Raw genomic sequence first — 21,800 nt, 5'->3', positions numbered from 1 at the left:
ACCGGACCACGCGACGCCGCAGGGGGCGTTAGCTGCCTAAATCCTGTCATGGTCGGGGGCTGAACGCCTGTTCGGTGCGAGGACTGAGAAGATGGTTACGTGGACCAGCCGACACCACCGCCCGTAGCCAGCACGCGCACGCCGCGCGACATGGTGCTGTCGCTGATCGTGCTGCTCGTCCCGGTGCTGCTGGTGGTGTTGATCTACCGAGTGGTCCAGGGCGGCGACCAGCCGGTCACCGTCGACACCGCGCCGGCCATCTCGCAGGCGCGGTCGGCCAACGCCTTTCCGGTGAGCGAGCCCGCGGGGCTGAGCGACGACTGGCGGGCGATCAGCGCCACGTTCCAGAAGGCGGAGGGCGGCCAGATCCTCCGCCTCGGCTACGTGACGCCCGACGGCGCCGGCCTCCAGTTGATCCAGAGCAACGTGCCGGCGGAAAACCTGCTCCCCGCGGAGCTGACGAAGAGTGGCCGCGCGGAGGGGGCTGTCAAGATCGAGGGCCGGAGCTGGCAGCGATACACCGCCCGCCCCGGCGAGCGGGCGCTGGTGCTGCTGGAGCAGGAGCGCACGATCGTGGTCGTCGGTAGCGCCCACGAAGAGGAGCAGGGCGAGCTGGCCGCGGCCGTACGCTGAGTGTCGTGACCGATCTCGGATCCGCCTCTGTCGACGGCGAGCTGGAGAGCTTCAGCCTCGTGGAGCTGGCGGTCCTGCGCCTGCGGCGGGAGATCCTGAGTGGCCGCACCGATCCGGGCGAGCGCCTGGTCGAGGAGCAGCTGACCCGCCGGCTCGGCATCAGCCGGGCACCTTTGCGCGAGGCGCTGCGCCGGCTGGCCGAGCAAGGGCTCGTCGAGCACGTGCCGCGGCGGGGCGTGCGGGTCGCGACGCTCTCCGAGCGTGACGTGCGCGAGCTGTACGAGGTACGCGACGTGCTGGAGCGGCACGCCATCTCGACCGCGCTGCCGCTGCGCCGCGAGGCCGACCTGGCCGGGCTGCGGGCGGCGCTCGACCAGATGCGCGAGGCGACCCGGGCCGGCGACCGGTTGCAGATCGCCGAGGCGCACCGCCGCTTCCACGTCGCGGTGGTCGCGCTCGCTGGCAACAGCCAGCTCACCTCGATGTACGAGTCGATCCTGGTCAAGCTCCAGCTCTACATGGCGCGCAACCTGAGCCGCGAGGCCGAGGTGGCCCAGCCCCAAGACGGCGTGCACCGGCACGAGCGCCTGCTGACCGCGGCGGCGGGCGATGCCGAGGCGATGCTGACCGAGCTGGCCGGGCACGGCGCCCGCTCCTACCTCGCGTAATTCCCCCGTTACTCGGCGGACTTTGGCGGGAAACGGTTCGGTCGACAATCGACTGTATGCCAGGCCCAATCATCGGACCCGTCAAGGCCGACCCCTACCTCTGGCCGTACGACGGCGCGGCTCCGGTCGCGCGCACCGCCCTGCTCTGCATCGACTGGCAGACCGACTTCTGCGGCCCCGGTGGCTACGTCGACAGCATGGGCTACGACATCGCTCTCACCCGGGCCGGGCTGCCCGCCACGCGGCGATTGCTGGCGCACGCCCGTGACCTCGGCATGCTCGTCATACACACGCGTGAGGGGCACGATCCCGACCTCGCCGACCTCCCGCCCAACAAGCGCTGGCGCTCTGCCCAGATCGGCGCCGAGATCGGCTCCGCCGGCCCCTCCGGACGGATTCTGATCAAGGGCGAGCCGGGCTGGGAGATCGTGCCCGAGGTCGCGCCGGCGCCCGGCGAGGTGGTGATCGACAAGCCGGGAAAGGGCGCGTTCTACGCCACCAACCTCGACCTGGTGCTGCGTACGCGCGGGATCAGCCACCTGATCCTCACCGGCATCACGACCGACGTCTGCGTGCACACGACCATGCGCGAGGCGAACGACCGAGGGTACGAGTGCCTCATCCTCTCCGACTGCACCGGCGCCACCGACCCGGGCAACCACGCGGCGGCGCTGCACATGGTGACGATGCAGGGCGGCGTCTTCGGCTGCGTCGCCACCTCCGATGCCGTGATCGAGGCGACATCATGATCACGGTCGGGGCGCGGCCGGCACCGTTCAGCTTCGAGCCGGCGCACACCGTGCTGCTCGTCATCGACATGCAGCGCGACTTCCTGGAGCCCGGCGGCTTCGGCGAGACCCTCGGCAACGACGTCAGCCAACTCCGCCGCACCATCGCGCCGCTGGCCGCGCTGCTCGCCGGCTGGCGGGCGGCCGGGCTGGGCGTGATCCACACGCGCGAGGGGCATCTGCCCGACCTCTCCGACTGCCCGCCGGCCAAGCTCGCCCGCGGCGTGCCGAGCATGCGCATCGGCGACCAAGGGGCGCTCGGCCGCATCCTGGTGCGCGGCGAGTACGGCCACGACATCGTCGACGAGCTCTCACCCGCGCCGGGTGAGCCGGTCATCGACAAGCCGGGCAAAGGCGCCTTCTACGCCACCGGGCTCGGCGCGCTGCTGGAGGAGCGGAAGGTCACCAGCCTCCTCGTCACCGGCGTGACCACCGAGGTCTGCGTGCACACGACAGTCCGCGAGGCGAACGACCGCGGGTACGAGTGCCTCGTGCTCGCCGACTGCGTCGGGTCCTACTTCCCCGAGTTCCAGCGGGTCGGGCTCGACATGATCGCCGCGCAGGGCGGGATCTTCGGTTGGGTCGCCGACTCGACCGACGTGCTCAGGGCTCTCCGGGAGGAGTCATGAAGCTTCCGTACTGGGTGCGCGGGGACACCAACGCCTTCTTCGGTTTCGGCGTCAACGTGCTGGTCAACGTCCTCACACTGACCGGCCTGTGCATCGGCGTCATCCACATGTCGTCGGGCGACGTCTTCGGCACGGTGCTGCCGGCGCTCGGCATCGCGCTCGTCTTCGGCAACGTCTACTACACGTACCTGGCGCGGCGGCTGGCCCGGCGGGAGCGGCGCACCGACGTGACCGCGATGCCGTACGGGCCGAGCGTGCCGCACATGTTCATCGTGATCTTCGTGATCATGCTCCCCATCTACCTGCGCACGAACGACCCGATGCGGGCGTGGCAGGCGGGCCTGGCGTGGGCGTTCATCATCGGCGTGATCGTCCTCATCGGAGCGTTCGTCGGGCCGTACATCCGGAGGTACGCGCCGCGGGCCGCGCTGCTCGGCACGCTCGCCGGCATCTCCATCACGTTCATCTCGATGAACCCGGCCGCGCAGATGTGGGACATGGCCTGGATCGCGCTGCCGGTCTTCGCGCTGCTGCTGATCGGGCTCCTCACCGACGTCAAGCTGCCGGGCAACATCCCGATCGGGCTGGCCGCGCTGCTGGTGGGCACCGCGATCGGCTGGATCGGCGGCGCGATGTCGGTGCCCGACGTGGAGGCGGCGGCGAGCGACATCGCCGTGGCGGTGCCCGACCTGAAGCTCGGCCTCCTCTTCGACGGGCTGGGCGACATGGCGCCACTGCTGGCGACCGCGATCCCGCTGGGCGTCTACAACTTCACCGAGGCGATGACCAATGTGGAGAGTGCGGCGACCGCGGGCGACAGCTACAACCTGCGCAGCGTGTTGCTCGCGGACGGCGCGGGCGCGGTCATCGGCTCGGCGCTGGGCTCGCCCTTCCCGCCGGCCGTCTACGTCGGACATCCGGGATGGAAGGCGGCTGGCGGGCGAACGGGATACTCCATGGCGACCGGTGTCGTCATCGCCCTGCTCTGCTTCCTCGGCATGTTCGGCCTACTGGGCGCGCTCCTGCCCACACCGGCGATCGTGCCCATCCTGCTCTACATCGGACTGTTGATCGGCGCGCAGGCGTTCCAGGCGACGCCACGGGCACACGCGGCGGCGGTGGTCGCCGCGCTGATACCCAACATCGCCGCCTGGGCCAGCGGGCAGATGGACAACGCGCTGGTGGCCGCGGGCACGACCGCGGCGCAGGTGGGCGACGCGGCGCTCGAAGGGGCCGGCGTCTTCTACCACGGACTGCTCGTGCTCGGGCAGGGCGCGATCCTCGCCGGCCTCGTGCTCGGCGCGATGGTCGCGTTCATCATCGACAAGCGCTTCTGGCACGCCGCGGCATTCGCCACCTCGGGCGCCGTGCTGTCGTTCATCGGGCTCATCCACGGTGAGAAGGTCGAGTGGGCCGCCAACGGGCAGGTCGCCCTCGGCTACGCCTTCGTGACGGTGGTCTGCGTCGCGTTCGCGCTCGCCAAGGTGCCGCCCCGCGAGCCCGAGCCGGACGAGGCCGGTGCCGAGATGCCGGAGCCTCGGCCAGCCTCGCCCCGCGAGGAGGCGGCGGCACCGGCCGCGTGACCATCCATGTCGACCCTCACGAGAGGACGCCAATGGAGATCAACCGGCCCGAGGTGGTCGCGGAGGTGGCGGCGGCCTTCGCCGCGTACGAGGCCGCCCTCGTCGCCGGTGCGCCCGACCGGATCGTCGACTTCTTCTGGCAGTCGCCGGAGGCCGTGCGGTACGGGATCGCCGACCAACAGATCGGCGTCGAGGAGCAGCGGGCCTGGCGTTGGGCACAGCCGCCGCTGCCCGCCGGCCGGCGGCTGTGGGAGACCCGGATCGCCACCTTCGGCGCCGACCACGCCGTGGTCAACACGCTCTTCGGGTATCCGGGCGGCAGCGCCGTGGGCCGGCAGTCACAGACCTGGGTACGCCTCCCGGCCGGCTGGCGGATCGTCGCCGCGCATGTCTCGGAGCCGGCGGTGCAGCCCGCCCAGCCATAGGGGCGTGCTCAACGCTCGGCCCACACGCCGATCCGGCGGAAGCGCATCGGCACGTCCACCACGATGATGTCGCTGTCGGTGCCCGACTCGATCACCAGGTCGTGCGGGCCCACCACTTTGCCAGCGTCGCGGGCGGACACGGCCCGGCCGTCGAAGGTGCCGGAGCCGTCGATCAGGTACACGTACCCGCCCCGGTCGTCTCCGAACGTGTACGTGAGGCCGCGGCCGGCGGTGAGTCGGGTCACGTGGACCCGCGCGTCCTGGGCCAGGTCGAGGCCGTCCTCGCCGGGCGGTCCCATGATCTGCAGCCAGATGTTGGTGCGCGCCCCGGGGTCGAACTGCCGCTGCTGGACGTGAGTGGGCAGCACCGGATCACTGGGCAGGATCCAGAACTGGAGGAAGCGCAGCGGCTCGCGGTGTGACGCGTTGCGCTCCGAGTGCAGCGCGCCACCGTGGCTGAAGTCCATCACCTGCGCACCGCCGGGGCCCAGCCGGCCGCCGTTGCCGAGCGAGTCGGCGTGGTCGAACTCGCCCTCCACCACGTACGTCAGCGACTCCAGGTCGCGGTGCGGATGCATGGGCCAGGACGCGCCGCCGATGATGCGGTCGTCGTTGAACACCCTCAGCGCGCCCACGCCCATCTGGTCTTCGTCGCGGTAGTGGTCGAAGGAGAAGTGCCACCGGGCCTGGTACCAGCCGCCGTCCTTCTCGAAGATGTCGATCTCGCGCCGAATGGTCAGCATCGTCGGCGGTTACCCGTGCCGCGCGGCTCCTAACTCTCCTCGCGCGCGGCGCGGGCGGCGTCGAGCCGGGCCCGGGCACCGTCGAGCCACTGCTGGCAGATGTCGGCGAGCTGCTCGCCACGCTCCCACAGCGCGAGCGACTCCTCCAGCGAACCGCCGCCGGTCTCCAGCCGCTCCACCACGGAAGCCAGCTCCGCGCGGGCCTGCTCGTAGCTCAACCGCGAGTCGCTCATGGCCGTCCTCGCTTCGCCGCGGGCGGCCATGAGGCTCCTGGCGCGCTGTGCCTAATGATTCGCTCGCTTCGCTCGCTCATGGCCGTCCTCGCTTCGCTGCGGGCGGCCATGAGGCTCCTGGCGCGCTGTGCCTAATGATTCGCTCGCTTCGCTCGCTCATGGCCGTCCTCGCTTCGCTGCGGGCGGCCATGAGGCTTCAAACACGCCGTGCCTGATGGTTCGCTCGCTCATGGCCGGTCACCCTACCGGTGGCCGGGCGGCCGGCCCGCTCACGTCACGCCGGTGAGTCGGTCACCTGGGCGGACACCTCACCAGCCGCTAGTCGTACCCGGAGATCGTCGCCCTTGGCCACGTCGGAGGGTGAGCGCACGACGTGGCCGTCGGCGCGCTGGACGATGGCGTATCCGCGATCGAGCGTCGCGGCGGGGGAGAGCGCGCGGAGGCGGGCGAGTGTGTGGCGCAGGTCGCCGCTCGCGGCGGCGAGCTTGTGGTCGAGGGAGCGGGCGGCGCGGTCGCGGAGCGCGCCCACCTCGGCGGCGCGCTGCTCGATCATGATGTGTGGGCGGGCCAGCACCGGGCGGGAGCGGATCGCGTCGAGGCGGTGCTGCTCGCGGTCGAGCAGCCCGGTCACCGCGCGCCCCAGCCGCTGCCGGGCGAGGGCGATGAGGCGCAGCTCTTCGGCGAGGTCGGGGACGATCCGCTTGGCGGCGTCGGTGGGGGTCGAGGCGCGCACGTCGGCGACGTAGTCGAGCAGCGGTGCGTCCGTCTCGTGGCCGATCGCGCTGACCACCGGCGTGCGGCAGGCGAAGACCGCGCGGCACAGCGCCTCGTCGGAGAAGGGCAGCAGGTCTTCCACGCTCCCGCCGCCCCGGGCGATCACGATCACGTCGATCGTCTCGTCGGCGTCGAGCACCTTGAGCGCGTCGACGATCTGCGGTACGGCCGTCGGCCCCTGCACCGCCACGTTGATCACGCGGAACTCCACGGCGGGCCAGCGGCGGCGGGCGTTGGTCAGCACGTCCCGCTCGGCGGCCGAGGCGCGCCCGGTGAGCAGCCCGATCCGCGCCGGCAGGAACGGCGGTCGCCGCTTGCGCTCGCGGGCGAAGAGTCCTTCGGCGGCGAGCAGCTTCTTCAGCTTCTCCAGCCGGGCCAGCAGCTCACCGAGTCCCACCTGGCGGATCTCGTCGGCGCGCAGGCTGAGCGTGCCCCGCGCGGCGTAGAACTCGGGCTTGGCGTGCAGGACGACGCGGGCGCCCTCGTTGAGCTGGGGCGCACCGATGTCCAGTACATCCCGGTTTGTGGTGACGGTGAGGCTCAGGTCGGCGGACGGATCACGCAGCGTGAGGAAGACCGTGCTCGCCCCCGGGCGGCGGCTGATCTGCGCCACCTGGCCGTCGACCCAGACCCAGCCGAGCTTGGCGACCCAGCCGCTGATCTTCTGGCTCACCACTCGGACCGGCCAGGGCTCCTCAGGCGTGCTCTTGGGCGTCTCCGGCTGCGTCACGCAGGCCAGCCTATGTGCTCCTCATCCGGGTACTCCCCGGTCTCGGCCCGGGCGGGTCGGGCGGCGCGGCACGTACGATGGCCGAGTGACCGAGATCCGCAAGCGCGTGCTGCTGGCCAAGCCCCGCGGATACTGCGCCGGCGTCGACCGCGCGGTGCAGACCGTGGAGGAGGCGCTCAAGCTCTACGGGCCGCCGATCTACGTGCGCAAGCAGATCGTGCACAACAAGCACGTGGTGTCGACGCTCGAGGCCCGGGGCGCCATCTTCGTCGAGGAAAACGAGGAGGTCCCCGAGGGGGCCATCGTGATCTTCTCGGCGCACGGCGTCGCCCCGGAGGTGTACGAGCAGGCCAAGGCGCGTTCGCTCAAGGCGATCGACGCGACCTGCCCGCTGGTGACCAAGGTGCACCAGGAGGCGAAGCGGTTCGCGGCCGACGACTACGACATCCTGCTCATCGGTCACGAGGGTCACGAGGAGGTCATCGGCACGGCTGGCGAGGCGCCCGCGCACGTCCAGCTCGTCGACGGCCCCGATGATGCCGACAAGGTGACGGTGCGTGACCCGTCCAAGGTCGTGTGGCTCTCCCAGACCACACTCTCCGTCGACGAGACGATGGAGACCGTGGCCCGGCTCAAGCAGCGGCTGCCGCTGCTCCAGTCGCCGCCCAGCGACGACATCTGCTACGCCACGCAAAACCGCCAGCACGTGGTCAAGCAGATCGCCCCCGACTGCGACGTGGTGATCGTCGTGGGCTCGCGCAACTCCTCCAACTCGGTGCGGCTGGTCGAGGTGGCCCTCGACGCCGGTGCGCGCGCCGGCCACCTGGTCGACTACGCGCACGAGATCGCCGACGAGTGGCTGGAGGGTGCCACCACGGTCGGCGTCACCTCCGGCGCGAGCGTCCCCGACGAGCTGGTCATGCAGGTGCTGGAGCACCTCGCGGCGCGCGGCTTCGGCGATGTGGCGGAGGTCACGACCGCTGACGAGCGGCTCACCTTCTCGCTCCCGCAGGAGCTCAAGCGCGAGATGAAGGCGGCCGCCGCCGCCCGCTCGAAGGAGGCCGCGGCGCTAGTCGCCGACCAGCTCGGGTGACTGGGGCTGCCGGGGCGAGATCTCGACCTGGGCCGGCGCGGGCAGCTCGTCGTCGGAGACGCCCAGCTCGGCGAGCTTGCGGGCGCTGACCAGCACGCGGGCCTCCAGCGAGCCCACCGCCCGGTTGTACGCGCTCACCGCCCCGCCCAGCGCGCCACCGAGCTTGCTCACGTGGTCGCCGAGCGTGGAGAGCCGCCCGTACAGCTCGCGGGCGAGCGTGTGCACCGCGAGCGCGTTACGGGCCAGCGCCTCCTGCCGCCAGACGTACGCCACGGTGCGCAGCAGCGCCATCAGCGTCGCCGGCGTGGCGAGCACCACATTGCGGGCGAACGCGTGCTCGAGCAGTGCCGGGTCGCGCTGGAGTGCCGCGTCGAGAAACGGGTCGGCCGGCACGAAGAGCACCACGAACTCGGGCGTCTGCTCGAACGCCGACCAGTACGACTTGGCGGCCAGCGCGTCGACGTGCCCGCGCAGGTGGCGGGCGTGCTGGTCGAGGTGGCCGTCACGGCCCCGCTCGTCGCGCGACTCCATCGCCGCCAGGTATGCTTCGAAGGGCGCCTTGGCGTCGACCACCACCGACCGTCCACCATGGAGCTTGACGACCAGGTCGGGCCGGACCCCCTGGATGTCGTTGGCGGCGGTGACCTGCTCGGCGAAGTCGCAGTGCTCCAGCATCCCCGCGGCCTCGACGATCCGCCGTAGCTGGTGCTCGCCCCACCGCCCGCGCACCTGCGGCGCCCGCAGCGCGGCGACCAACTGCTTGGTCTCGGTGCGCAGCTCGCCGGAGACGGTGGACATCGAGCGCACCTGCTCGCGCAGCTCGGCGTAGGCGTCGACGCGCTCCCGCTCCAGCTCGGCCACGCGCAGCTCGTAGCGGCGCAGCGACTCGTGCAGCGGGGCGACCGCGCGGGCCACCGCCTCCTGCGACTGGGCGGTGGCCTCATAGGACAGGGCGCGCATCGACTGCTCCAGCCGCTCCTCGCCCTCGCGCGTGGCGCGCAGCGTGGCGTCGAGACGGGCCAGCTCCGCACCGGCTCGGGCCCGCGCCGCCAGCCACCCCACCGCACCCCCGGCACCGAGACAGACGACCACCACGGCCAGCGTCGAAATGTCCACGTCCGTGAGCTTGCCAAACGAGTACGACGAAACCGGCCGGGTACCGTCGTGACATGGAGTGGTTTTTGCTGGTCGTGCTCATCGTGCTGATCGCCGGCGGCGCGTTCCTGCTGCGCCGGGCGAGTGCGGAGCGGCACGCCCGGGAGCTGGCGGACGCCCGGGCCGAGGCACAGCGGTGGTACGAGCGGCTGGGCGGACAGGTCATGAACCTGCACGGCGACGAGCCGGCCGTCCGGCAGGCGCTGGTGGACGCCGGCGAGCGGTACACGGCCGCCGGCAGCCAACTGGAGCAGGCGCGCACGGTGCGGCAGTACGCGCTGGCGCGGGAGACGGCGCTGGAGGGGCTCGCGTACGCGCGGGCGGCCCGGCTGGCGATGGGGCTCGACCCCGGCCCCGACCTGCCGCCCCTGGCCGCCGCGCAGGGTACCGGCCAGTTGACGGTGGAGCGCGAGGTCGACGTGCAGGGCCAGCACCTCAAGGCGGGGCCGCGCCCCGGCAGCGACACGCCGTACTACTACCCGGGCGGGCGCGTGCAGGGGCGCCCGGTGCCGGCCGGCTGGTACTCGCAGCCGTGGTGGAAGCCGGCGCTCGCCGGTGCCGCCGGTGCGGTCGGCGGCCTGTTGATCTTCGACGCCCTCTTCTCGCCGGCCTTCGCCGACCCCGGCTACGGGTACGACGCCGGCTACGCCGAGGGCTTCGGTGACGGCGCCGACCACGCAGGTGGTGGCGACTACGGCGGTGACTACGGCGGCGGCGACTTCGGCGGTGACGCGGGCTTCGGCGGCGGCGACTTCGGCGGCGGCGACTTCTGACCCGTGAGCCCCGCTCCCTGGCGGGCGCTTGGCCGGCGTGGGCCGCGAGGCCCGGCGCGGCGGGCCAGCCGGAGCGCGGAGAGTAGGGCTAGCCGGATGGTGTCCGGCCGGTGCGCCGGGCAGAGTCGACAAGCGTGAGCCTAGAGACGCAGACGAGGGCGGGGGTCCAGTCGGTGCGGATCCAGCCGCTGCGGGCCTGGTGGTTCGCGGCGGCCGCGGTGGCGATGGGCGCCGCGACGGTGACGGCGATCGCCCAGGCGACCGGGCGTTTCCACTGGTGGGCCGGGTTTGTGCTGGTGCCTGGTGCGTTCATCGCGGCGGCCGGTGCGCCGCTGCTCACCAGGGGCGGCGGCCGGGCGGTCACCGGCTACCTGATCAGCTGGGTCGGCGCGATCGTCTTCGCGGTCGGCGCGATGCTGATGTTCGGCGTGATGGCCGAGGGCTGGCCGGTGATGATCATCCTGCCCACGCTCGCGGTCGCCGGCACGTACATCTGGCGGCCGGAGCATCCGCTCGCCCGGGCCTTCCACCGCACGATCGCCACGCTGGCCCTCTGCGGCGCCGCGCTCGGCGTGATGTTCCTGCTCATGAGCGGCGACGCGGTCGACTTCGGCGACACCGACTGGTGGGGTGGCTTCATGATGGCCGCCGCCGTGGCCGTCGCGCTCAACGGGCTGGCGCTGCTGCGCCATCAGATCGAGTACCGGCTCCAGGCGGTCACGCTCGCCGTCTTCCCGGCTCTGATCCTCTTCCTGCTCGGCCTGCGCTTCATCCGAGGCGACTGGCCAAGCCACTTCTGACCGCGTTCTCGGGCGAGCCGGCCCGACCCACCGGCGGGCCGAGCCCGACCCACCGCATCGGGCCGGGCCAGCCCGACGGCCCGACCCACCGGTGGGCCGAGCCCGACCCACCGCGCCGGGCCAGCCCGACCTACCGCGGGTCGAGCCCGACCCACTGAGGATCGGGCTCGACGGCTCAGAACGCGCAGGCGATGACCAGCTCGGGCGTCCGGTCGGGGAGCAGGTCGAGCCGCTCGATCCGCCCGGCCGCGCGGAAGTCACCGGCCACGCGGGCCAGCCGGTCTAGCTGCTCGGCCGGTCCCAGCGCCTCGGCCAGCGGCACGTCGGCCCGCATCGAGAGCTGCCGCTCCGACTTGGCCCGGCGCACCTGGGTCAGCGCCGCGCTCGCCACGCGCAGCAGCTCCGGGTCACCCTCGCTCTTCAGCTCGTACCGGGACGGCCACGGCGCGCGGTGCACCGAGCCGTACCGCCACCACGACCACACCTCCTCGGTCACGTACGGCAGGAAGGGCGCGAACAGCCGCAACTGCACCGAAAGCGCACTCGCCAGCGCCGCGCGAGCCGACTCGGCGCCCTCGCCCGAGCCGTACGCCCGCTCCTTGACCAGCTCGATGTAGTCGTCACAGAACGTCCAGAAGAACGCCTCGGTGGCCTGGAGCGCGCCGGTGTGCTCGTAGTCGTCGAACGCGGCGGTCGACGCATGGAGCACCGCGGAGAGCCCGGCCAGCATCGACCGGTCGAGTTCGTCGGTCACCGGTGCCCGCAGCGCCTCGGCCGCGCCCAGCCCGAGCGCGAACTTCGACGCGTTGAGCAGCTTCGTCGCGAGCCGGCGCCCCACCTTGATCTGCCGTGGCTCGTACGCCAGGTCGGTGCCGGGACGCCCGCTCGCCGCCCAGTAGCGCACCGCGTCGGCGCCGTGCTCCTCCAGCAGGCCCATCGGCGTGACCACGTTTCCCCTGGACTTGGACATCTTCTTGTGGTCGGGGTCGAGGATCCAGCCGGACTGGACGGTGGTGTGCCACGGCAGCACACCGTGCTCGAGGTGGGCCCGGACCACCGAGGAGAAGAGCCAGGTGCGGATGATCTCCTGCCCCTGCGGCCGCAGGTCCATCGGGAAGACCCGCGCGAACAGGTCGGGATCGGTCTCCCAACCGCCGACGATCTGCGGCGTAAGCGAGGAAGTCGCCCAGGTGTCCATGACGTCCGGATCACTGATGAAACCGCCCGGCCGTCCCCGGTCTTCTGTGAGGTATCCATCAGGCACGTCGGTGGACGGGTCGATCGGCAGCCGCGCCTCGTCAGGTGTGAGAGGGTGGTCGTGGTCCGGCTCGCCAGCGTCGTCGAGCCGGTACCAGATCGGTATCGGCACGCCGAAGAAACGCTGCCGGCTGATCAGCCAGTCTCCGGTGAGCCCGCCCACCCAGTGTTCGTACCTGTGGCGCATGTGCTCTGGGATCCAGCGCAGCTCGCGCCCTCGCGCGAGCAGTGCGTCCCGGAGGCCGGGGTCGCGACCGCCGTTGCGGATGTACCACTGGCGAGTGCCGACGATCTCCAGCGGCTGCTCGCCGTTTTCGTAGAACTTCACCGGGTGCGTGATCGGCCGTGGCTCGCCGACGAGGTCTTCGCCGAGCAGGCCGACGATGGCATTGCGGGCGGCCTTGACGGTGAGCCCGGCCAGCGGGGAGTACGCCGGCGCCGGCACGCCCGCCGGCGGCTCGGGCAGCAGCCGCCCGTCGCGCCCGATCACCACGCGCGTGTCGAGCTGGAGCTCGCGCCACCAGGTCACGTCGGCCAGGTCGCCAAACGTGCACACCATCGCGATGCCGGTGCCCTTGGCCGGATCGGCGAGCGGATGGGCGTGCACCGGCACCGCCACGTCGAAGAGCGGCGTGCGCACGGTGCGGCCGACCAGCGCCGCGTATCGCTCGTCGGAGGGGTGGCAGACCAGCGCCACGCACGCAGGCAGCAGCTCGGGCCGGGTCGTCTCGATGTGCACCGGCTCGCCGTCGGGGCCGTGGAAGCGGAGCTTGTGGTAGGCACCGGGGCGCTCCCGATCCTCCAGCTCCGCCTGGGCCACCGCGGTGCGGAAGCCCACGTCCCACAGCGTCGGCGCCTCGGCCGTGTACGCCTCGCCCCGGGCCAGGTTGCGCAGGAACGCCCGCTGCGAGGCCAGCCGCGCGGCGCGGCCGATCGTCGTGTACGTCAGCGACCAGTCCACCGACAGCCCCAGCCGCCGCCACAGCGCCTCGAACGCCTGCTCGTCCTCGGCCGTGAGCCGCTCGCACAGCTCGATGAAGTTTTGCCGCGAGATGCTGGTGGGCTCTCCGGTGGGCGCCCAGTCGGGGTCGTACGGCAGCGCGGGGTCGCACCGCACCTTGAAGACGTTTTGCACACGGCGCTCGGTGGGCAGGCCGTTGTCGTCCCAGCCCATCGGATAGAAGACCATCTTGCCGCGCATGCGCTGGAAGCGGGCCACGACATCGGTGTGCGTGTACGAGAACACGTGCCCCACGTGCAACTCGCCCGATACGGTCGGCGGAGGCGTGTCGATCGCGTATACGTCCGAACGGCGCAGTGCCCGGTCGCTCCGCGCCGCTCCCCGGTCGCTGGCACTCCCTGCGATGCTGTCGCCGAGTGCCGACCGGTCGAACGCGTACGTGCCCTCCTCCTGCCAGCGGCGCGCCCACTTCTCCTCCAGCCCGTCCAGCGTGGGACGGTCGGGGAGACCGGGGCGCGCGGTCCGCGCCGTATCAGTCATGCGATCGAGACTACGGACGGGCGGGCGGCCGGGCATCTCCTATACAAGGGAGTCGCGCCACTGGCGGTGCAGATCGGCGTAGCGGCCGCCGCCGGCGATGAGGCTGGACGGCGGGCCGTCCTCGACGATGCGACCGGCTTCGAGCACGAGCACGCGGTCGGCGATCTCCACTGTGGACAGCCGGTGGGCGATGACGAGGGCGGTGCGCTCGCGCAGGATCGTGCGGAGGGCGCGCTGCACCAGCCGCTCGCTCGGCACGTCGAGCGAGGAGGTGGCCTCGTCGAGGATGAGCACGGCCGGGTCGGCGAGGAACGCGCGGGCGAACGCGACGAGCTGCCGCTGCCCGGCGGATAGCCGCCCGCCTCGGCGGTGCACGTCGGTGTCGTACCCCTTGGGGAGCGCCTCGATGAAGGTGTGCGCGCCGATGGCGCGGGCGGCGTCGGCCACCTGCTGGTCGGTGGCGCCGGGACGGCCGAAGCGGATGTTGTCGGCGACGGTGCCGGAGAAGAGGTGGTTTTCCTGCGTGACCATCACGACCGCGCGGCGCAGCTCGGCGTCGTCCACCTCGCGCAGGTCGACCCCGTCGAGCGTGACGGTGCCCCGCACCGGGTCGTAGAAGCGGGCGACCAGCTTGGCGACGGTGGACTTGCCGGCACCGGTGGGTCCGACGAGCGCGACCGTCTGCCCGGCCGGGATCTCGAGGTCGAGCGTGGGCAGGATCGGCTTGTCGGGCCGGTAGTGGAACGCCACGGCGTGGAAGACCAGCGCGCCACCGCCGCCGGCCGGCAGGGGAGTGGCGACCGCCGGCTCGGGGACGGCGGGCTTTTCGTCGAGTACGCCGGCGAGCTTCTCCAGCGCGGCGGTGGCCGACTGGAGCGCGTTGTAGAACTGGCTCAGCTCCTGCATCGGCTCGAAGAAGCGGCGCAGGTAGAGCAGGAACGCGGCGAGCACGCCCAGCTCGGTGTGGTCGTGCATGACCTGCCAGCCGCCGTAGGTGAGGACCACCGCGATGGCGATGTTGCCGATCACCTTGATGCCGGGGGAGTAGATGGCGATGAGGCGGAAGGCGTGCAGGTTGGCCCGGCGGTAGTCGTCGTTGAGGTCTTCGAAGATCTGCTGGTTGCGCGGCTCACGGCGAAACGCCTGCACGGCGCGGATGCCGCCGAGCGACTCGACGAAGTGGACGATGACGAGCGCGACGGCCTCGCGCGTGCGCCGGTAGGCACGGGCGGAGGCGCGGGCGAACCAGCGGGACAGCCACAGCAGGAACGGGAAGGCCAGCAGCGTGACTGCGGCGAGTGGCGCGTCGAGCCAGAGCAGGATGCCGGCGACGGAGAGCACGGAGAGGCCGGCGAGCACGAGGTCGTCGATACCACCGTCGACCAACTCGGCGATCGAGTCCATGTCGCTGGTGAGGCGGGCGACGACCCGGCCGGAGGTGTATCGCTCGTGGAAGTCGATCGAGAGGCGCTGGAAGTGGTAGTAGACGCGCTGGCGCAGGTCGAGCAGCACAGCCTGGCCGATGCGGGCGGAGAGGATGAGGAAGCCGCGCTTGCCCGCGTACTCGGCGGCGGCCGCGGCGAGGAACGCGGCGGCGATCGCGATCAGCGGGGTCATGTCGCCGTCGTCGCGCAGCGGCGGGATGCCCCGGTCGATGCCGAGCATGACGAGGAACGGGCCGGCCATGCCGGCGGCGTTCTGCAGCAGCAGGAGGCCGACCGCGAGCGAGAGCGACCGGCGGTGAGGGCGGATCAGCGAGCCGAGCAGCACTCGGCTGCGGGCGCGGAGCCGCACGACCGAGCCGGTCTCGGCGAGTGTCTGGTCGGCGGCTTCGTCGGCCGCCCGGCCGCGCCAGCTATCGGCTGACGACATCGTCGAAACCATCCAACGAGAAGGCCCCGCTCCGCTCCACGTCTGGGCCCGGCGCTTCGGCGGACAGCGCGGCGCGGTATGCCGGCACGGTGTCGAGCAGCTCGGAGTGCGTGCCGACCGCGGCTATCGCACCGTCGGCGAGCAGAGCCACGCGGTCGGCCAGGGCCACCGTGGACGGCCGGTGGACGACGAGCAGCGCGGTGGTGCCGTGCAGCACACGGGCGAGCGCCTCCTCGACGAGCGCCTCGGTGTGCACGTCGAGTGCGGAGAGCGGGTCGTCGAGCACGAGCACGCGGGGCCGCCCGATGACCGCGCGGGCCAGCGCGAGCCGCTGCCGCTGCCCGCCGGAGAGGGAGAGGCCCTGCTCGCCGATCCGCGTGTCGAGGCCCCACGGCAGGTCGTAGACGAACTCGGCCTGCGCCACTCGCAACGCCTCGTGGATCTCGTCGTCGGTGGTCTCCCGGCGGCCGAGCGTCAGGTTTTCCCGGACCGACATGGAGAAGAGCGTGGGGTCTTCGAACGCCATGCCCACCAGGCGCCGCAGCGAGTCGAGCTGGATGTCGCGGATGTCGCGCCCGTCGAGCGTGATCCGCCCGCCGGTGACGTCGTAGAGCCGGGGCATGAGCGAGACGAGGCTGGTCTTGCCGCAGCCGGTGGCGCCGACGATCGCGAGCGTCTCGCCCGGACGCACGTCGAGGTCGATCCGGCGCAGCACCGGTGTCGCCGTGCCCGGATAGGTGAACGTGACCCCCTCGAACCGCACGTGGCCGCGGGACTCGGCCACGGTGACCGCGCCCGGCCTGTCCACGATGGAGGGTGGCGTGTCGAGCACCTCGTGGATGCGGTCGGCGGCGGTCATCGCCTCCTGCGCGTTGGCGATGATCCAGCCCAGCGACTCGATCGGCCAGATCAGCATCAGCTGGAGCGACACGAACGCGACCAGCTCGCCGAGCGTCATGCCGTCGGTGGCGACCGTGGCGGCGCCGACGACCAGCACCACCGCGAGTGTCAGGTTGGGCACCAGGTCGAACCGGGCCGAGCTGAGCGCCAGCAGCCGCCCCTTGCCGATCGCGGTGTCGTGCAGCTGCCGCGCCTCGCGCCCGAAGCGGTCGGCCATGAACGGCCGCCGCCCGAACGCCTTGATCGTGCGCAGCCCTTGCGCCGACTCCTCCACCAGCGTGGCCACGTCGCCCAGCTCGTCCTGCATGCGGCGGGAGGCGGCGATGTAGGCCCGGGAGAAGCGGCGGCTGAGGATGAACAGCGGGATCGCGCTCGCCGCCACCAGCAGCCCGAGCGGCCACTGTAGGTGGATGAGGAGCGCGACGACCGTGATGTAGGTGGCGGTGTTGACGATCAGGAACACCAGCCCGAACGACAGGAACCGCCGGATCACCGACAGGTCGGCGGTCACCCGCGACAGCAACTGTCCCGACTGCCACTGGTCGTGGAAGCCGATCTCGAGGCGCTGGAGGTGGGCGTAGATGTCGTTGCGGATCGTCGCTTCCATGCCCAGCGCCGCCGCCGCCTGCGTCCACCGGCGGACGAAGATGAGCACCGCCTCGATCAGCCCGAACACCGCCGCGAGGCCGCCGAGCCACAGCAGGCCGGACGGGTCGCGGTGGGCGATCGGGCCGTCGACCACGCGCTGGACCACGAGCGGCACCGCGATGCTGGCGCCCGTGGCCGCGAAGGCCGCGAGCACCAACCACACCATCAAGGCGAGATAAGGACGGACATAACGGCGGATGCGCCACAAATTGTGCACCGGATGGTGTCGGTCACCGTCATAGTGCACACAGTGACGGTAACGGTTACGTCTGACGTTTACGAGCTTGTATTCCGTTCGTGTGCCAAGAGCCACTTCTTTACGTCCAGGCCCCACCGGTAGCCGCGCAGCGTGCCGTCCGTACCCACCACTCGGTGGCACGGGACGAAGAGCGCGGCCGCGTTGCGGGCACAGGCGGTGGCGGCGGCCCGGACCGCGCCGGGGCGGCCGGCGAGTTCGGCGAAGCCGGTGTACGTCACCGGATGGCCGGGCTTGACCTCCCGCAGCGTCTCCCACGCGTGGGCCAGGAACTCGCCGCCGGTGTGCTGCTCGACCGGCACCTCGTCGATCGCCGCCAGATCACCATCCAGATAGGAGGCCACCGCGGCGGTGACGGGCCCGAGGTCCGGTCGCGGCCGTGGCTCCTCCCGCAGCCCAGGGTGTACGAGCGAGAGCAGGCCCGCCACGTCGGTGGTGAAGCCGGCCGCGCGGACGGCGCCCGCGTCGCTCGCCAGGATCGTGAGTGGACCGGCCGGCGTGGCGATGGTCGTGCTGTACATCCGGCGCCCCGTCGTAGGCGTGCCGTGATGCGGCGCGTGGCTTGATTTCATGCGTTTCTCCAGAGTCGGATCAGGGCGTACGAGCGCCACGGCGCCCAGCGGGCGGCGTGCGCGTCGAGCGCCTTCGGGTCGTCGGGGAGGCCGAGCGCCTTCGCGCCACGGCGCACCCCGAGGTCTGTGGGGAGGAACGCGTCCGGATCGCCGACGCCCCGCATCGCGACGTAGCCGGCGGTCCACGAACCGATGCCGGGCAGCGCGGTCAGGCCGCGTACCGCCTCCTCGCGGTCGGCGCCCGGGTCGAGGTCGAGCCCGCCGCCGGCGACCGCCTCGGCGAGCGCGCGGATCGTCGCCCGCCGCGCGGCCGGCATCCGGAACGCCTCGTCCGGCAGCGCCAGCACCTCCTCTGGGGAGGGAAACAGCTGGGCGCCGGGCGGGACCAGGCGGGACAGCACCTTGCGCGCGGCGGCGCCCGAGACCTGCTGGCCGACGATCGCGCGTACCGCCATCTCGAAGCTGTCCACCGACCGCGGCACGCGTACGCCTGCCTCCTTCGCGACCTGCGGGGCGAGCGCCTCGTCCTCGGCGAGCGCGGCGTCCACCGCCACCGGGTCGGCGTCCAGGTCGAGCAGGCGGCGGCAGCGGGCCACGGCCGGCGCGAGGTCGCGTACGTCGGAGAGGCGCAGGAGCGCGGCCACGTAGCCGGGCGTCGGGGTCAACTCGACGGTCGCGGTGCCGTGCGGCAGGCGCAGCGCCCGGCGGTACGTCGTCGCGTCCGCCTCCTCCACGCCCGGCACCGCCCGCAGCGCCAGGAACTCCAGCAGCGACTCGGCGTGCAGCGGTGGCCGGTACGCCAGGCGCAGGTGGATCGCGCCGGGCTCGGGCGCTTCGCTGGCCTCGCTCGCCGCCGGCCCCCGCTTCGGCCTGCGCAGCGCCGACGGCGGCGACCCGAACACCTCGCGGATCGTGTCGTTGAACTGCCGCACGCTGCCGAATCCGGCCGCGAACGCGATCTCGGCCAGCCCCAGGTCGGTCGTCTCGATCAGGATGCGCGCGGTCTGCGCCCGCTGTGCCCGAGCCAGCGCGAGCGGGCCCGCGCCAAGTTCGGCGGTGAGCATCCGGTGCAGGTGGCGCTCGGTGTACCCGAGGCGGCCGGCGAGCCCCGGTACGCCGTCGCGGTCGACCACACCGTCGCCGATCAGGCGCATCGCGCGGCCGACCACGTCGGCGCGTACGTCCCACTCGGGCGAGCCGGGCGCCGCGTCCGGGCGACACCGCCGGCAGGCCCGGAACCCGGCCCGCTGCGCGGCGGCGGCGGTCGGGTGGAAGCGTACGTTCTCCGGCTTGGGCGTGACCGCCGGGCAGGACGGCCGGCAGTAGATGCCGGTCGAGGTGACGGCGGTGAAGAACCAGCCGTCGAACCGCCCGTCGCGGCTGTCGACGGCCCGGTAGCACCGCTCGAAGTCCAACTCCACGCCATCGATCGTGCCCCGCCCGCCAGCTGGAAGCTCGCGGTTTTCGGACATGACCGTGACGGTTGGGCGGATGGGGGCAGCGCGTAGACTGGCCGCCCGTGAGTCTCACCATCGGCATCGTCGGGCTGCCCAACGTCGGCAAAAGCACGCTGTTCAACGCGCTGACCAAAAACGACGTGCTCGCCGCCAACTACCCGTTCGCCACGATCGAGCCCAACGTCGGCGTCGTCGGCCTGCCCGACCCGCGGCTGGGCAAGCTCGCGGCGATCCACGACTCGCAGAAGCTGATCCCCGCGCCGGTGTCGTTCGTCGACATCGCCGGGCTCGTCCGGGGCGCGTCGAAGGGGCAGGGGCGGGGCAACGCGTTCCTCGCCAACATCCGCGACGCGAGCGCGATCTGCCAGGTCGTGCGCGCGTTCTCCGACCCCAACGTCGTGCACGTCGACGGCAAGGTCTCGCCCGGCGACGACATCGAGACGATCAACACCGAGCTGATGCTCGCCGACCTCCAGACGATCGAGAAGGCGCTGCCCCGGCTGGAGAAGGAAGCCAAGCTCCGCAAGGAGCGGGCGCCGATCGCCGCCGCCGCGGCCGCCGCCGCAAAGGTGCTCAACGAGGGCACCACGCTCTACGCCGGCGCCACCGCGGCCGGCATCGACCTGGCCGAGCTGCGCGAGCTGCACCTGCTCACCACCAAGCCGTTCCTCTACGTTTTCAACGTCGACGAGGAGGAGCTGGCCAACGGCGAATTCCTCGACGAGTTGCGCGCGCTCGTGGCGCCTGCCGAGGCCGTCTTCATGGACGCGAAGGTCGAGTCCGAGCTGATCGACCTGCCCGAGGAGGAGGCGCGCGAGCTGCTGGAGTCGATCGGCCAGCCGGAGCCGGGCCTGCACCAGCTGATCCGGGTCGGCTTCCGCACGCTGGGGCTCCAGACCTACCTGACCGCCGGCCCGAAGGAGGCGCGCGCCTGGACCATCCCGGTCGGCGCCACCGCACCGGAGGCGGCAGGCGTGATCCACTCCGACTTCCAGCGCGGCTTCATCAAGGCGGAGATCGTTTCCTACGACGACCTGATGGCGGCGGGGTCGATGGCGGCCGCCAAGGCGGCCGGCAAGGTGCGCATGGAGGGCAAGGACTACGTGATGCGCGACGGCGACGTCGTCGAGTTCCGGTTTAACGTGTAGCGTTATTAACGCGATACGTTATACACTGGCTCGGTGATCAGGTCGTTCGGCAACAAGGACACCGAGCGACTCTGGAACAGGGAACGAGCTGGATCGATCGATCCGCGGATCCATCGGGTGGCTCTGCGAAAACTGAGGCAGGTCGGTTCGGCGCTTACCCTGGACGATCTTCGCATTCCTCCGGGTAACCGCCTGGAGGCGTTGAAGGGCGACCGCAAGGGTCAGTACAGCGTCAGGATCAACGACCAGTGGCGGATCTGCTTCGTGTGGAAGGACGGAGGTGCTGAGGATGTCGAAGTCGTCGACTACCACTGACAAGTTGGACCCCGTCCACCCAGGCGAAGTGCTGATGGAGGACTTCATCAAGGGGTTCCACATCACCCAGAACAGGCTTGCGGTCGCCGTTGGCGTGCCGCCCCGCCGGATCAACGAGATCGTGCACGGCAAGCGCTCGATCACGGCTGACACGGCCCTGCGCCTAGGCAGGTACTTCGGCACCTCGGCCCAGTTCTGGCTCAACCTGCAAGATCAGTACGACCTGGACGTCGAAGAGGACCAGATTCAGGCGGAACTCGACGCCATCAAGCCACTCAAGATCGCTTGAGGTAAGGCAAACCTCAGCATCCTTGCCAGCAGGTACGGCGACCTCGAACGACGGGTACTCGACCGTTTCGTGAGTCAGTCCGACCTGATTGAAGTGGCCGTGGACACCAGCCACACGCTGCTGCTCGACTATCTGATTCGCTTCAACGTGAGCACGCCGGTCACACGTCGCTGGTTACGGTCCGGTATGCGTCTTCGATGCGGGCGGCCAGCGTGACCTCGCCCTCGGTGATGGTCTCGCCGTCGCGGGGGATCAGGCGGATCTGCGTGTGCCCGTCGAGGCGCCGGACCTCAGGTTGCAGGTGTAACGCATCGGCGACCACCTTGATACGCTCGGTGAGTGCTGCGTGTTGTGAATCGTCGATTACCAGCGTGCGCTTGATCTGCCGGCCCTCGCGGGTCCAGCCAGGCAGCAGGGTCAGGGCGTCGCTGAGGTAGTCACGGCTGGCCCTGCTTCCCCACAGAGCGCGCATATGCCACACCTCCCAGGCGTCGTTGCCGGCTTGTGGCCAAATCGTCGCCATCTCGTCATCGTTCGGTGCCCCCAGTCTTGCCGCTA

At 71.5% G+C, this 21,800-nt stretch carries 22 protein-coding genes; 12 read left to right on the top strand and 10 right to left on the bottom strand.

Annotation, left to right across the window (positions count from 1 at the left end):
• The first annotated feature begins 99 nt into the window (after window positions 1–99).
• From ACFFIA_RS10350 to ACFFIA_RS10325, 6 genes are read left to right on the top strand one after another with little or no spacing between them, the layout of a single operon-like run.
• Complete coding sequence (locus ACFFIA_RS10350) at window positions 100–633, top strand: DUF4245 domain-containing protein (RefSeq protein WP_377249150.1); 534 nt, start codon at window positions 100–102, stop codon at window positions 631–633.
• A 5-nt stretch (window positions 634–638) separates the two neighbouring features.
• Window positions 639–1,301 carry a GntR family transcriptional regulator gene (locus ACFFIA_RS10345; protein ID WP_377249147.1) on the top strand — a complete coding sequence of 221 codons (663 nt, stop codon included), beginning with the start codon at window positions 639–641 and terminating at the stop codon, window positions 1,299–1,301.
• Between the two features lie 56 nt (window positions 1,302–1,357).
• Complete coding sequence (biuH, locus tag ACFFIA_RS10340) at window positions 1,358–2,050, top strand: biuret amidohydrolase (protein WP_377249144.1); 693 nt, start codon at window positions 1,358–1,360, stop codon at window positions 2,048–2,050.
• Complete coding sequence (locus ACFFIA_RS10335) at window positions 2,047–2,718, top strand: cysteine hydrolase family protein (RefSeq protein WP_377249141.1); 672 nt, start codon at window positions 2,047–2,049, stop codon at window positions 2,716–2,718. The genes biuH and ACFFIA_RS10335 overlap by 4 nt, the downstream gene beginning before the upstream one ends.
• Entirely contained in the window at window positions 2,715–4,301 is a 1,587-nt protein-coding gene (locus ACFFIA_RS10330; protein WP_377249138.1) for a regulator, read from the top strand. The genes ACFFIA_RS10335 and ACFFIA_RS10330 overlap by 4 nt, the downstream gene beginning before the upstream one ends.
• Before the next feature lie 32 nt (window positions 4,302–4,333).
• On the top strand, window positions 4,334–4,726 hold the full coding sequence (locus ACFFIA_RS10325; RefSeq protein ID WP_377249135.1) for an AtzH-like domain-containing protein: 393 nt from the start codon (window positions 4,334–4,336) through the stop codon (window positions 4,724–4,726).
• Between the two features lie 8 nt (window positions 4,727–4,734).
• Here ACFFIA_RS10325 and ACFFIA_RS10320 read toward each other — a convergent pair whose 3' ends face one another.
• The 3 genes from ACFFIA_RS10320 to xseA form a co-directional block, all read right to left on the bottom strand.
• Window positions 4,735–5,469: a pirin family protein gene (locus tag ACFFIA_RS10320; protein WP_377249132.1), complete on the bottom strand. Its 735-nt coding sequence runs from the start codon at window positions 5,467–5,469 to the stop codon at window positions 4,735–4,737.
• 29 nt (window positions 5,470–5,498) lie between these two features.
• The gene (locus ACFFIA_RS10315; RefSeq protein ID WP_377249129.1) at window positions 5,499–5,702 is read right to left on the bottom strand and encodes an exodeoxyribonuclease VII small subunit; all 204 of its coding nucleotides are present in this window, start codon (window positions 5,700–5,702) and stop codon (window positions 5,499–5,501) included.
• Between the two features lie 274 nt (window positions 5,703–5,976).
• Window positions 5,977–7,206, bottom strand: a complete 1,230-nt coding sequence (gene xseA, locus ACFFIA_RS10310) for an exodeoxyribonuclease VII large subunit (protein WP_377249126.1) — start codon at window positions 7,204–7,206, stop codon at window positions 5,977–5,979.
• Between the two features lie 85 nt (window positions 7,207–7,291).
• On the opposite strand from xseA, the gene ACFFIA_RS10305 reads away from it, so the two are divergent.
• The gene (locus tag ACFFIA_RS10305; RefSeq protein WP_377249123.1) at window positions 7,292–8,299 is read left to right on the top strand and encodes a 4-hydroxy-3-methylbut-2-enyl diphosphate reductase; all 1,008 of its coding nucleotides are present in this window, start codon (window positions 7,292–7,294) and stop codon (window positions 8,297–8,299) included.
• Here ACFFIA_RS10305 and rmuC read toward each other — a convergent pair.
• The gene (gene rmuC, locus ACFFIA_RS10300; protein ID WP_377249120.1) at window positions 8,276–9,415 is read right to left on the bottom strand and encodes a DNA recombination protein RmuC; all 1,140 of its coding nucleotides are present in this window, start codon (window positions 9,413–9,415) and stop codon (window positions 8,276–8,278) included. The two genes, ACFFIA_RS10305 and rmuC, sit on opposite strands and share 24 nt — an antisense overlap.
• A 53-nt stretch (window positions 9,416–9,468) precedes the next feature.
• Between rmuC and ACFFIA_RS10295 the strand changes: the two genes are divergently transcribed.
• The gene (locus ACFFIA_RS10295) at window positions 9,469–10,227 is read left to right on the top strand and encodes a hypothetical protein (RefSeq protein ID WP_377249117.1); all 759 of its coding nucleotides are present in this window, start codon (window positions 9,469–9,471) and stop codon (window positions 10,225–10,227) included.
• A gap of 134 nt (window positions 10,228–10,361) precedes the next feature.
• Window positions 10,362–11,027: a hypothetical protein gene (locus tag ACFFIA_RS10290; protein ID WP_377249114.1), complete on the top strand. Its 666-nt coding sequence runs from the start codon at window positions 10,362–10,364 to the stop codon at window positions 11,025–11,027.
• 175 nt (window positions 11,028–11,202) lie between these two features.
• On the opposite strand, the gene valS is transcribed toward ACFFIA_RS10290, so the two are convergent.
• The 5 genes from valS to ACFFIA_RS10265 all read right to left on the bottom strand — a co-directional run bounded on the left by valS (window position 11,203) and on the right by ACFFIA_RS10265 (window position 19,454).
• Entirely contained in the window at window positions 11,203–13,785 is a 2,583-nt protein-coding gene (gene valS, locus ACFFIA_RS10285; RefSeq protein ID WP_377249111.1) for a valine--tRNA ligase, read from the bottom strand.
• A 39-nt stretch (window positions 13,786–13,824) separates the two neighbouring features.
• Window positions 13,825–15,657, bottom strand: coding sequence for an ABC transporter ATP-binding protein (locus tag ACFFIA_RS10280; RefSeq protein ID WP_377249108.1), 1,833 nt, complete (start codon window positions 15,655–15,657; stop codon window positions 13,825–13,827).
• Entirely contained in the window at window positions 15,641–17,371 is a 1,731-nt protein-coding gene (locus ACFFIA_RS10275; protein WP_377249105.1) for an ABC transporter ATP-binding protein, read from the bottom strand. Before ACFFIA_RS10275 ends, ACFFIA_RS10280 begins: the two co-directional genes overlap by 17 nt.
• Before the next feature lie 110 nt (window positions 17,372–17,481).
• Window positions 17,482–17,982, bottom strand: a complete 501-nt coding sequence (locus tag ACFFIA_RS10270; RefSeq protein ID WP_377249102.1) for a methylated-DNA--[protein]-cysteine S-methyltransferase — start codon at window positions 17,980–17,982, stop codon at window positions 17,482–17,484.
• Window positions 17,983–18,029: 47 nt separating this feature from the next.
• The gene (locus ACFFIA_RS10265) at window positions 18,030–19,454 is read right to left on the bottom strand and encodes an AlkA N-terminal domain-containing protein (protein ID WP_377249728.1); all 1,425 of its coding nucleotides are present in this window, start codon (window positions 19,452–19,454) and stop codon (window positions 18,030–18,032) included.
• A 98-nt stretch (window positions 19,455–19,552) separates the two neighbouring features.
• Here ACFFIA_RS10265 and ychF point away from each other — a divergent pair, with 98 nt between their 5' ends.
• The 3 genes from ychF to ACFFIA_RS10250 are packed head-to-tail and all read left to right on the top strand — an operon-like array spanning window position 19,553 to window position 21,242.
• Window positions 19,553–20,638 (top strand): redox-regulated ATPase YchF, encoded by a 1,086-nt coding sequence (gene ychF, locus ACFFIA_RS10260; protein WP_377249099.1) that lies wholly within the window; start codon window positions 19,553–19,555, stop codon window positions 20,636–20,638.
• Between the two features lie 33 nt (window positions 20,639–20,671).
• Window positions 20,672–20,953 (top strand): type II toxin-antitoxin system RelE/ParE family toxin, encoded by a 282-nt coding sequence (locus ACFFIA_RS10255; protein WP_377249096.1) that lies wholly within the window; start codon window positions 20,672–20,674, stop codon window positions 20,951–20,953.
• Window positions 20,928–21,242: a HigA family addiction module antitoxin gene (locus ACFFIA_RS10250; RefSeq protein ID WP_377249093.1), complete on the top strand. Its 315-nt coding sequence runs from the start codon at window positions 20,928–20,930 to the stop codon at window positions 21,240–21,242. Before ACFFIA_RS10255 ends, ACFFIA_RS10250 begins: the two co-directional genes overlap by 26 nt.
• Before the next feature lie 160 nt (window positions 21,243–21,402).
• Here the strand turns inward: ACFFIA_RS10250 and ACFFIA_RS10245 are convergent, their stop codons facing one another.
• Window positions 21,403–21,714: a 4a-hydroxytetrahydrobiopterin dehydratase gene (locus ACFFIA_RS10245; RefSeq protein ID WP_377249726.1), complete on the bottom strand. Its 312-nt coding sequence runs from the start codon at window positions 21,712–21,714 to the stop codon at window positions 21,403–21,405.
• Window positions 21,715–21,800 lie beyond the last annotated feature (86 nt).

The sequence above is a fragment of the Phytohabitans kaempferiae genome (assembly GCF_042433955.1).
Taxonomy (GTDB): Bacteria; Actinomycetota; Actinomycetes; order Mycobacteriales; family Micromonosporaceae; genus Phytohabitans; species Phytohabitans kaempferiae.
This window is presented reverse-complemented; position numbering and strand designations above follow the sequence as displayed.

What these genes read in the sequence shown, in the direction of transcription:
- biuH (WP_377249144.1), top strand. Translation starts at nt 1,358, where the DNA reads ATGCCAGGCCCAATCATCGGACCCGTCAAGGCCGACCCCTACCTCTGG.
- ACFFIA_RS10335 (WP_377249141.1), top strand. Translation starts at nt 2,047, where the DNA reads ATGATCACGGTCGGGGCGCGGCCGGCACCGTTCAGCTTCGAGCCGGCG.
- ACFFIA_RS10330 (WP_377249138.1), top strand. Translation starts at nt 2,715, where the DNA reads ATGAAGCTTCCGTACTGGGTGCGCGGGGACACCAACGCCTTCTTCGGT.
- ACFFIA_RS10325 (WP_377249135.1), top strand. Translation starts at nt 4,334, where the DNA reads ATGGAGATCAACCGGCCCGAGGTGGTCGCGGAGGTGGCGGCGGCCTTC.
- ACFFIA_RS10320 (WP_377249132.1), bottom strand. Translation starts at nt 5,469, where the DNA reads ATGCTGACCATTCGGCGCGAGATCGACATCTTCGAGAAGGACGGCGGC.
- ACFFIA_RS10315 (WP_377249129.1), bottom strand. Translation starts at nt 5,702, where the DNA reads ATGAGCGACTCGCGGTTGAGCTACGAGCAGGCCCGCGCGGAGCTGGCT.
- ACFFIA_RS10295 (WP_377249117.1), top strand. Translation starts at nt 9,469, where the DNA reads ATGGAGTGGTTTTTGCTGGTCGTGCTCATCGTGCTGATCGCCGGCGGC.
- valS (WP_377249111.1), bottom strand. Translation starts at nt 13,785, where the DNA reads ATGACTGATACGGCGCGGACCGCGCGCCCCGGTCTCCCCGACCGTCCC.
- ACFFIA_RS10280 (WP_377249108.1), bottom strand. Translation starts at nt 15,657, where the DNA reads ATGTCGTCAGCCGATAGCTGGCGCGGCCGGGCGGCCGACGAAGCCGCC.
- ACFFIA_RS10275 (WP_377249105.1), bottom strand. Translation starts at nt 17,371, where the DNA reads ATGGTGTGGTTGGTGCTCGCGGCCTTCGCGGCCACGGGCGCCAGCATC.
- ACFFIA_RS10270 (WP_377249102.1), bottom strand. Translation starts at nt 17,982, where the DNA reads ATGTACAGCACGACCATCGCCACGCCGGCCGGTCCACTCACGATCCTG.
- ACFFIA_RS10250 (WP_377249093.1), top strand. Translation starts at nt 20,928, where the DNA reads ATGTCGAAGTCGTCGACTACCACTGACAAGTTGGACCCCGTCCACCCA.
- ACFFIA_RS10245 (WP_377249726.1), bottom strand. Translation starts at nt 21,714, where the DNA reads ATGCGCGCTCTGTGGGGAAGCAGGGCCAGCCGTGACTACCTCAGCGAC.